This window comes from Hydrogenophaga sp. (assembly GCF_041633695.1).
GTDB lineage: Bacteria > Pseudomonadota > Gammaproteobacteria > Burkholderiales > Burkholderiaceae_C > Hydrogenophaga.
Window position 1 is genome coordinate 1 of sequence record NZ_JBFJMY010000480.1, and the last position, 3,048, is coordinate 3,048.

General features: G+C 62.4%; 2 protein-coding genes and 1 pseudogene. 2 read left to right on the plus strand and 1 reads right to left on the minus strand.

Annotation, left to right across the window (positions count from 1 at the left end):
* Positions 1–147 precede the first annotated feature (147 nt).
* The gene (locus tag ABYB95_RS20435; protein WP_372661192.1) at positions 148–1,065 is read right to left on the minus strand and encodes a LysR family transcriptional regulator; all 918 of its coding nucleotides are present in this window, start codon (positions 1,063–1,065) and stop codon (positions 148–150) included.
* Positions 1,066–1,263: 198 nt separating this feature from the next.
* On the opposite strand from ABYB95_RS20435, the gene ABYB95_RS20440 reads away from it, so the two are divergent.
* Positions 1,264–2,733 carry a 2-hydroxymuconic semialdehyde dehydrogenase gene (locus tag ABYB95_RS20440; protein ID WP_372661195.1) on the plus strand — a complete coding sequence of 490 codons (1,470 nt, stop codon included), beginning with the start codon at positions 1,264–1,266 and terminating at the stop codon, positions 2,731–2,733.
* Positions 2,734–2,740: 7 nt separating this feature from the next.
* A pseudogene (locus ABYB95_RS20445) lies at positions 2,741–3,048 on the plus strand (2-oxopent-4-enoate hydratase); the annotation flags it as partial.

The following is a 3,048-nucleotide window of genomic DNA, read 5'->3' on the forward strand; positions in this document are numbered from 1 at the left end:
AATATCGTTCAGTTGAATCACGTGTCTACCTGTGCTTATGACTTATGACAGCCTTGAAACGGCTGGTGGTACCTTAGCCGCCGGGCCCTGGGAGAGCCAGTCAAAAAGCCAAATTGGCGCTATTCAACGACTGAATAGGCCTGCTGCTCAGACGTTGAAAATGTGCTGAAACTGAGCCCGCAACCATTGGATGGCCGGGTCCCGATGGAAGCGCGCGTGCCAGTACTGCTTGATGTCGATGCGGGGGATATCGAGCGGCAACTCGAACAGCTGCACGTCGACCAGGTTGGAGAAGTCCTGCGCCAGGCGCGAAGGAATGGTGAGCACCAGATCCGTGCTCGCCACGATGGTCGACAAACCCAGCGAGTGCGCGACCCGCAGCCCCACGCGGCGCTTGATGTCGTGCCGGGCAAACTCCCGGTCCAGCACCGTCTCCAAGGTCTGGTGGCTGGCCGCCGCCGGCAAGTACACGATGTGCAAAGCACCCAGGTAGGCCGACAGGCTCAGGCCACCGCTGCTTCCAGCCGGATGACCGCGCCGCAACATGGCGACATAGTGCTCCTGGAAGATGCGCTGCGCATAAAAATTGGGGCCGAAGTCGGCAAAGTAGCCCACTGCGAGATCGAGTTCACCACTGCCCAGCGCCAGTTGTGTCGCTTCTGGCGGCATGTCCACCGTGGCGATCTGGACATGCGGCGCTTCGGTGCGGAAGTGGCTGAGCAGTTTGGGCAGAAAAATGCGCTGCGCCACCTCGGTCATGCAAATCCGAAAACAGCGCTCCGAAGTTTCGGCATCAAAATGCCGCTTGTCTTCCAGCGCCTGCCGCAACTGCAGCAAAGCCTCTTGCACCGGCACCGACAAGCGCAGCGCCAGCGGCGTGGGTTGCATCACGCCCTGCGTGCGCACAAACAGCTGGTCGTTGAAGTATTCCCGCAGGCGGGTCAGCGCATTGCTCATGGTCGGCTGCGTCAAACCAACGTCCTCCGCCGCCTGGGTCACGCTGCCCGTGCGCAGAATCGCGTCGAACACCAACAGCAGATTCAGGTCGAGAGAGTTCAGTTTCATGGTTGTTCCAACGCATCTTGAAGCCCACCGACCATAGCGGCCATACCCATTCAACGGGCAAATAGTGCACATTGCGCGAGCCGGATGGACAAGCGGCCCCGAGCACCTGCAAACTGCACCCCACTTTGCGTTTGCGCTCGGGCGATGGAGACATGCCACGGCCGCCATGGCGTCGCAGCATCCTACCCACAAAGATTCATGAACTCAACACCACAAACCCGACTATTCATCCAAGGGGAATTCGTTCCAGCCAGCTCTGGACGCCGGTTCCAGAACACCAACCCGATCAACGGCACCCTCGTGAGCGAAGTCCACGAAGCGTCGCGCGCGGATGTGGATGCAGCGGTGAAGGCGGCCCAGGCAGCCCTTCGTGGCGACTGGGGGCGCATGGCGGTGGAGGCGCGCACCGCCATGCTGCACGCGGTGGCCAACGAAATCGCCCGGCGCTTTGACGACTTCCTCCAGGCCGAAATTGCCGACACCGGCAAGCCACGCAGCATCGCCGGTCATATCGATATTCCGCGTGGCGCGGCCAACTTCAAGACCTTTGCCGACATCGTCAAGAACGTGCCCACCGAGAGCTTCCACCTCGATACGCCCGATGGCCGTGGCGCGCTCAACTACGGCGTCCGCGTGCCCAAGGGCGTGATCGGTGTCATCAGCCCCTGGAACCTGCCGCTGCTGTTGATGACCTGGAAAGTCGGCCCGGCCTTGGCCTGCGGCAACACCGTGGTGGTCAAACCCTCGGAAGAAACCCCGTCCACCGCGACCCTGCTGGGCGAAGTGATGAACAGCGTCGGCGTGCCGGCCGGTGTGTACAACGTCGTGCACGGCTTCGGCCCCGACTCGGCAGGCGAATGGCTGACCCAGCACCCGGACGTCAACGCCATCACCTTCACCGGCGAAACCCGCACCGGCGAAGCCATCATGCGTGCCGCGGCCAAGGGCGTGCGCCCGGTGTCCTTTGAGCTCGGCGGCAAAAATGCCGGCGTGGTGTTTGCCGACGCGGATTTTGAAGCGGCGGTGGACGGCATCAGCCGGTCGGCCTTTGCCAATACCGGGCAGGTCTGCCTGGGCACCGAGCGGGTGTATGTGGAGCGCTCGATTTTCGACCGCTTCACCCAGGCCTTGAAGAAGAAGGCGGAAGGCTTTGTGTTCGGCGACCCGATGGACCCGGCCACCACCATGGGCCCGGTGGTCAGCCGCGAACACCATGAAAAGGTATTGGGCTACTTTGCCCAGGCCCGCGAGCAAGGTGCGCAAATCGTGGCCGGCGGTGGCATCCCCCAGCTGCCCGCCCACTACCAGAACGGCTACTGGGTGCAGCCGACCATCTGGACCGGTTTGCCGCCCGAGTCCAACGTGTTGACCGAAGAAATTTTTGGCCCTTGCGTGCACCTGCAACCCTTCGACACCGAAGAAGAAGCCATCACCCAGGCCAACAACTCGCCCTACGGTCTGGCGACCACGATCTGGACGCAAGACCTCAGCCGCGCCCACCGCGTGGCCGGAAAGATCAACGTCGGCATCACCTGGATCAACTGCTGGTTCCTGCGCGATCTGCGCACTTCGTTTGGTGGCCAGGGCTTGTCGGGTATCGGCCGCGAGGGCGGTGTACATTCGCTGGAGTTCTACACCGAACTGCGCAACGTCTGCGTCAAACTTTAAGGCCACCATGTCCCTGAACCAACTGCTCACCGACGAGCTCGGCGACGAACTCTACGATGCCTGGCGCGGCAACCGCATGCTCGCCCCCCTGACCGACCGCGTGCCCGGCATCGGCATCGACGACGCCTACCGCATCCAGCTGCGAACCATTGCGCGGCGCATCGAAGCGGGCGAAAGCCACGTCGGCAAAAAAGTGGGGCTCACCGCGGCCGTGGTGCAAAAGCTCTTCAAAGTCGATCAGCCCGATTTTGGCCACTTGTTGTCCGGCATGGGCCACGCAGATGGCGCCACCCTGGAAGCCAAGCGCTTCATCCA

Coding starts and splice junctions, on each gene's coding strand:
- ABYB95_RS20435 (WP_372661192.1), bottom strand. CDS start 1,065: ATGAAACTGAACTCTCTCGACCTGAATCTGCTGTTGGTGTTCGACGCG.
- ABYB95_RS20440 (WP_372661195.1), top strand. CDS start 1,264: ATGAACTCAACACCACAAACCCGACTATTCATCCAAGGGGAATTCGTT.